Annotated in this window: 3 protein-coding genes and 2 pseudogenes; all 5 read left to right on the forward strand. The window is 32.6% G+C overall.

Going from position 1 to position 7,363, the window contains the following annotated elements; all coding sequences use genetic code 11:
* A pseudogene (locus tag AC1M9L_RS14585) lies at window positions 1–94 on the forward strand (IS5/IS1182 family transposase); the annotation flags it as partial.
* A gap of 507 nt (window positions 95–601) precedes the next feature.
* Window positions 602–3,844, forward strand: coding sequence for a hypothetical protein (locus AC1M9L_RS14590; RefSeq protein ID WP_481592534.1), 3,243 nt, complete (start codon window positions 602–604; stop codon window positions 3,842–3,844).
* Window positions 3,845–4,007: 163 nt separating this feature from the next.
* Window positions 4,008–5,141 (forward strand): annotated as a pseudogene (locus AC1M9L_RS14595) (IS3 family transposase).
* A gap of 646 nt (window positions 5,142–5,787) precedes the next feature.
* A complete protein-coding gene (locus AC1M9L_RS14600; RefSeq protein ID WP_481592535.1) occupies window positions 5,788–6,945 on the forward strand; it encodes an amidase in 1,158 nt (385 codons plus the stop codon).
* Between the two features lie 305 nt (window positions 6,946–7,250).
* Window positions 7,251–7,363: hypothetical protein (locus AC1M9L_RS14605; RefSeq protein ID WP_481592536.1), on the forward strand; the 113-nt coding region annotated here is incomplete at its 3' end.

Genomic DNA, 7,363 nt, shown 5'->3' on the forward strand with positions numbered 1-7,363 from the left:
CAAAATCCTTGCTGAGCGATATCGCAACCGTGGCAAAAGATTGGGATTAAGATTCAGTTTAATCGCAGGGATTTATAATTTAGAACTGAGTTAAAAATGATTTATGAAAGAACCCTATTATTTTGGAATATAGAGAAGCAAAATATTAATAAGTATAAATTTTATAAATTTATGCTGAATTATGATGAAAAGAATAACCAATATTGCGAGTACTATGAAAATATTCCACAAGAACAACATATAGATGTTTTGGATGGACAACAACGGCTTTAATGTATATATTAAAATATGGAATTATTTCATAACATACTGTTATTTAAGTTAAAAATTAGAAAAAATACCTAAAATAAAAATACTAAAAAAAATCCATATAAATTTTATAAAAATTCATTTTTGATATCAAAAATTCCATATGTGAACGTAATTTTTAAAATATACTTAACATGAATATTTTAGGAACAGTGAATTAATATCTTCTAGAAATATTGTATATTTTTTATTAAGATCTAGACCAAAAAATTGTTTCTTTCATCTGTTACCAATTGATTGAAAATCAATCTAAGTTATTATAAATTAAATAAAATTTAAAATTTGGTGTGTGATGCAATATTCAAAAGAGTTTTCTGCCAAAGAATTTTTAAAAGATAGAAGACCAGAAGAGTTTTCTAGCTCTATTGTAGTTGAATCTGGAACATTGGATAGGGTTCAGTTAGAGCATTATCTAGCTACACTTAATATACGTAGCCAAGAACTAGAATTTGAAACATTTGCAAAAAAATTATGTGAAAAAATTATTTGTCCAAATCTTTTGGAACAAACAGGACCTGTTGCTGGTGGTGATGGAAAAACAGATACTCAAACATTTCCTGTATCATCACAGAACCAACTATTGTGGTATGAGGGGTTAAATGAGGGTGCTCACCAGGAGCGTTGGGCGTTTGCTGTAAGTACCCAAAAAGACTGGAAATCCAAGTGTAAAAAAGATGTTAAAAAAATTATCGAAACATATAGAGGTTATTTAAAAATCTTCTGTATAACAAATCAATCAATTAAAGCTGATCAAAGAAGTAAACTAGAAGATGAATTAAATAAGCAATATTCAATAGATATACGTATTTTGGATTTAAGTTGGATATTAGATCAAATTTATAAAAATCAGTTAGAATTTCTAGCAATTGATACACTAAGTATTCCCACGTCTTATAAACGGGAAATTGAGTTAAGTGCTGATGATTATCAGAAACAAAAAGAATTAGATAGACTTACTAAACTCATTAAAGAAACTGTAGACCCATCTAAAATTTCATTGGAGCAGGTAGATTATTTCCTAGAGGTAGCTATTCTGAGTAAGGAATTAGAATTAGCTATAATTGATACTCAGGGTTTATTTGATAGGGCTATACGAGTTGCGAAGAAGTTCGGCACATCGAATCAACTATTAGAAGCTCATTATCAGTATGCTTGGGCTGCTCATTGGTGGTTTGAAGATTATTCAATATTTGAGGATAACTTAGAGCTAACCTTTGAAAATCTTAATGGTAATACAAACTCAGAAAATTGGGAAAAGCTAGTAAATTTATTAACAATTTACTATGGAAGATATAGTTACTCAGATGATATACAGCGCAATGTAGATATAGACAATATTTGTAAACATACCATCAGCGTATTGGATCAGATATCAAAAGATGAAAGTCGTCCAAGCAATTCATTGATGGCATCTATTCACTTAGATTTATTACAGTTAATTTTTAAATTCCAAGATGATAAATATTGCAAAGAATTATTAATAAGAACTCTTAAAAATTGTCAATTAGGAAGTAATTTAATAGGTTTCCCTTTTGATAAATTTTTTAATCTATTTAAACAGTTAGATATCATTTTTGATAAATATGAAGAGTACGAAGATCTTTTAGATTATTTCACTGAGCAAGCAGGTTTACGACTTAGTGAGGTCAAAAAAGCGGAATTGCAACTTAACCGTGGTTTAAAGCGATTAAAAGATAATAAGCCTTACCTAGCGATTAAATTTTTAGGTAAAGCTTTTGCAGGTTTAAATAAAAGAGAAACATATGATGAAATGGTTTATGCAAATATATTATTGTCTGAAGCATATTCAGAAGTTGGTCTTAAATGGGCAAGTAGAGGAAGTTTATTATTTTCTGCATCCCTTCTAGCGAATTATTTTCATAAAGAACAATTGATCTTACCCTCAGCTATAAAAGTGTATTGGCAACTTGCATGGAAAGAGTTGGAGTTGGGAAGGATTCCCCAATCCTTGCATTGGGCAGAATTAGCCTTCTTAAGCTCAAATGCTATTGATGATAATTATATTAGTCCGGATAAAATAACTATTTTTGATGGTTGTATTGCACATTTATTATTAAATTGTTCATTGGAACAAATTAAAGAATTTGAATATTTACCTGATTTCCTAGATAAGCTTGGTTTTTTCTCTTCATATGGAGTCTTAATCTACCTTTTAGGTTATGAAGATAAATTCAAAGAAGAGTTTGAAGTTTCAGATATTGATGATCATGAAAGTACTCTTATATTGATAAGAGATGCAGATATTGAGCATCCTACATCCAAAGTTTTACCTACATTAGGAAAGTCTAATGTTTACACAACAAAAGTAGCAGGATGTGAGTTTAAAGTTCATTTCCCTAATCGCTCTCCTTATATTGAATTAACAGAATCTATTTTGACTACAATCGAAAATTTTTTTTCGACAAATCCAATTGAGAATGTTCTTACAAAAATTAGCTCGTTAAGCATAAATATTATTGGGGACGATGATGAAAATTGCACCATAACACATCAGTTTAATAAATCTCCGAAAGGATGGGTTGTAGATATTTTCTGTTCTTCTTTTCAATGGGGTTATTTAGATAAAAATAGGGAAAAGATATTTTTTGAATGGTCTGTCCAATTCATAATAGAATGTTTGGTCAAGATCTATCATATTCCTAATATTGATGATTTTTTAGAATCATCTTTTAAAAATGACTTATCAATTACAAGATCAATTGCTTTTAGTACATGTTTTGGTGCGATTTATAATGTTATGGGAAGAGATGCTCATAAAAATTTCGTAGATTGCCTCAATGGTAATAAAGGAACTAGATTCGAACTAATTAGAAAATTACCATGGGATGAGAAAAATCCTAAAAATATACAAAACGAAGCTAAAAAAATTCAGATGGGGGACCAAAAAAATGCTCCAAATTTCGAAAACTTAGATTCTATACGCCATGATCAAATTGCTATTACTACTCTTATAAAACCTGAATTATGGGATGAAGCAGGATGGTACGGTTTAGCTTTTATGTATTTCGTTGATAGTCCTCCTATTATCTTTTTGATTTTTAAGAAAGCAGGAGGAGAAAATGTCTTTATGGATTTATACGAGCAATTAGGTCAGGTTGATAATTTGGAAAGACTTAGATTTTCTATAATAAGGGGGATATCTAAAGATAATCCATATCATTATAGAGTTTTGATATCAGAAAATATTATGACTAATGATAAATATAAACTTATGACTATGCTTAGCCGTATTCATGAAATGACGCCATCTACAAATCAAAATTGGAATAATTTTGAAAAAGAATATAAGAAATATGGCTCATATAAGTTAAGTTTTGGTGCATTTTTTAATAATCAATTCTATCCATATCCTGAATTTGAAAAGTTTTCTATTAAGAAGAAAGAGCTTATTATTAAAAATGCTTGGGAGGTTGGGGTTAATGATATCGAAAGAATAGCATTAAGACCTGATGACGAGCCTTTAATTCCAAGAGAGGTTGAATATATTCCTTTTTGTGAACTTTTTGAAAAGTGAATATAAAGTTATTGGACTGTATTTAAATATGCATGAAGTGTACTAGATAAAACTTGATCTGGCAGTTACCCATTTTTATTGTGCCTGTCAGATCAAGTCTCACTGGACTGCCACCACTCTCCTAGACAAATATCGTCTATTCTTTTACATAGGAGAGAACATTATGAGTGGACAACGATACACCCCAGAGTTTAAAGATGAAGCTGTTAAATTGATTACTGAACGTGGATATTCTGTCACTGATGTCGCAGAACGTTTAGGCGTATCACAACACAGCATTTATAAATGGCTAAAGGCAGTGCAACCTTTACGCAACAGCCCTGATGAACATGAATTGCTCGAGGCAAAGAAAGAAATCCTTCGCCTTAAAAGTCAGCTTAAACAGACTGAAGAGGAACGGGACATCTTAAAAAAGGCCGCAAGGTACTTTGCAAGCCTGCCCGAGTAAAGTATCAGTCTATTCTGGAATACAGCCATCAATTTAAGATTAAAACGATGTGTCGAGTTCTTAAGATTGTTCGTGCTGGCTATTATGCTTGGCTACATGAACCCGAATCAGGCAGAACAATTGAAGATAGATGGTTATTACAACTAATCCGTTCTTCTTATGATGCCAGTTATGGCATCTATGGTTATCGTCGCATTACGCTGGATCTTAAAGAGCTAGGTGAAAGCTGTGGACCTAATCGTGTGTTGAAGATCATGAAAGACAATGGCATTACCGCTGTTCGAGGATATAAGAAGCATAAAAGTTATGGTCGTGGTCGTCCTCAGATTGTGCCACCTAACCATTTAAATCGAGAGTTTGTTGTAACCTGATACCTCGTGGGTAACTGATATTACCTACATAAGCACCTGGCAAGGCTGGTTATATCTGGCGGTGGTTCTCGATTTATATTCAAGGAAAGTCATCGGTTGGTCAATGAAACCTACGCTTGCCAAGGATATCGTTTTAGATGCACTTCTTATGGCGGTATGGCGACGCTGACCCAATGAACCTGTGATCATACACTCAGACCAAGGCTCACACTACAGCAGTGGAGACTGGCGGAAATTCTGTCAGAAGCATAATTTAGTTCCAAGTATGAGTCGTCGTGGAAACTGTTGGGACAATGCTGTTGCAGAATCCTTTTTTAGCAGCTTAAAGAAGGAAAGAATTAAAAAGAGGATCTATAAAACACGAGAAATAGCGCGTGCAGATGTGTTTGATTATATCGAGATGTTTTACAATCGAATCAGGCGTCATTCACACCTCGACGGAATGAGCTCAGAAGCATTCGAGGCAGCTTCAAAATGAGGCTGTCTCGTGTCTAGGATACTGGGAGCAGTCCAACCTTCAGTTCAATTTCTGTTTTCACAGAGATGACCTTATACATGAGATATACAATTGGTTATATTGATTGAATTAAAATTTATTTATTTCAAATACTTATTTTGATTTAGGCTGACGCTATCATAAATTAATTGAATTTTTTTTAAACTAATTTAAGTCTTAAATATATGAACTAAAGATTACAGTAGTAATCTTTAGTTTATTAAATGAAATTTAGTGAAGTAAATGTGCAGTTAGAAGGAAGTATTAATGATTGAATAACAAACACTTTGGTAAATACCTGATAATCAGATATGAACTACTCCTAGTCTCCAAGGCGAATTTCGTCTTTTCTTTAAAAGTGTTTTCAGAGCTTGTTGTACTACATCCACTCGTGATTTACAGGATTTGTAAGCAGTCCAGTAAAACTAATCTAAAAGTATGATTCCTAGTTTTCTTGGGTATTTCAATATTCCTTAATTTGATCAGTATTAAATTTATATCGCTAATAGTATTTGGACATATATAAGCATCACTAATTTGTGATAATCGAAGGGCATGTATATAACTTATAGAAAGTCAAGTTTAGGTCTGTAGTGATCTGAAATCGTACATCATAGGTTGAGAAAATATGACATCTTTGGTTCAAAATCTTCATTTAGGGATTGGAGAAATAAAAGTCGTCATTAAAGACACAATTGATATTCAGAAATATCCTACATGTGCTGCTAGTTCGACTTTAGCAAATATATCTGCAGCAATAAAGCACGCTGATGTAGTAGAAAATATTTTAGAACATGACTGTGAAATTATAGGTAAAGCTAATTTACATGAACTGGCATTTGGTATTACAGGTTTAAATGAGTATACAGGTAGTCCGATAAATCCTAAATATCTCCATTTAATTCCTGGAGGTTCTTCTAGTGGATCTGCCACAGCTGTTGCAGAGAAAATTTGTGACTTTTCAATAGGAACAGATACTGGCGGATTTATTCGATTACCAGCGGCTTGTTGTGGGGTTTGTGGTCTTAAACCAACATATGGACGAATAAGCCGCAAAGGCGTATTACCGCAATATTCTAGCTTAGATTGTGTTGGGCCTTTTGCTAATAATATGAATATGCTTATTCAAGCTATGCAAATTATTGACCCAACCTTTGACCTTTCTAAGGTTCAGCATAATCAAGTGCATATACCTAGAGTTGGTATTTTACGTGTCGATGCGGATGACCTGGTTTGGGAGTGCATTAATAGACATGTTTCTCAGATCAATGACATTCACTTTGAAGAGATGGAGCTGAGTCATTTTAATGCTGCATATGAGGCAGGTATGACTTTAATCAGCTATGAAAATTGGCATTCATTTTCACATTTGCTAACCACAGGTAAATTGGGTACAGACATTCGAAAAAGATTATTAGCAGCATCTCAAATTACCATTGAACAATATGAAAAAGCACAAGATGTGCAGCATTTATTTAAAGCTGAACTAGATCTATTGCTGAAGAAATACGATGCTTTGTTACTACCTACATTGCCTACAGCGCCGCCACTACTAAGTGAAATAAATGATCCGCTTAAGCTATTAAATTTAACTGCATTAGTACGACCATTTAACGTTTCTGGTCATCCGGCGATTACCCTGCCTCTAGAAACGGAGTTAGGCACACCGGTTGGTTTGCAACTAGTTTCAGGGCATAACAAAGATGAAAAATTATGCCTAATTGCAAAAATCTTTGATCCAAATAAATCACATCAGTTTAAGAAGCAGATGGTAATAGACAAGTAACTATGTCTCCACAAGTCTTATTCACAATTTAGGCAACTTAGAACTTACTTTCTATTCTCGTAATCTAGGTGGTTTGTAAGACTGGATACAAGAACTTTAAGACTATGGGGAGTCGTTTAAATTCAAGGCTTTAAAAATGAATGAGTTATTTCGATTATAAATTCAATTTAATACTCTAATTAATTGAATTTAATATTAAATCTTCAACTAGAAAATAGTCTTAGTTGATTAATTAATATAGGTTATAAACAGGTAATTTATTAGTAAGAAACATGATCTTTTAAAGATAGTAATGAGGGCAAATTATGGATAATGCAATCCAAATTAAAAATATCGAAATTGATTACAACGAACTGGTTCAAAGTGACCGTGTACATACTTCGCTGTATAAAGATTCAGCCATTTTTGAAGAAGAAAT

The sequence above is a fragment of the Acinetobacter sp. ANC_7511 genome (assembly GCF_056779975.1).

Bases quoted from the DNA above. Each gene is read 5' to 3' on its own strand.
- AC1M9L_RS14590 (WP_481592534.1), top strand. From the start codon at position 602: ATGCAATATTCAAAAGAGTTTTCTGCCAAAGAATTTTTAAAAGATAGA.
- AC1M9L_RS14600 (WP_481592535.1), top strand. From the start codon at position 5,788: ATGACATCTTTGGTTCAAAATCTTCATTTAGGGATTGGAGAAATAAAA.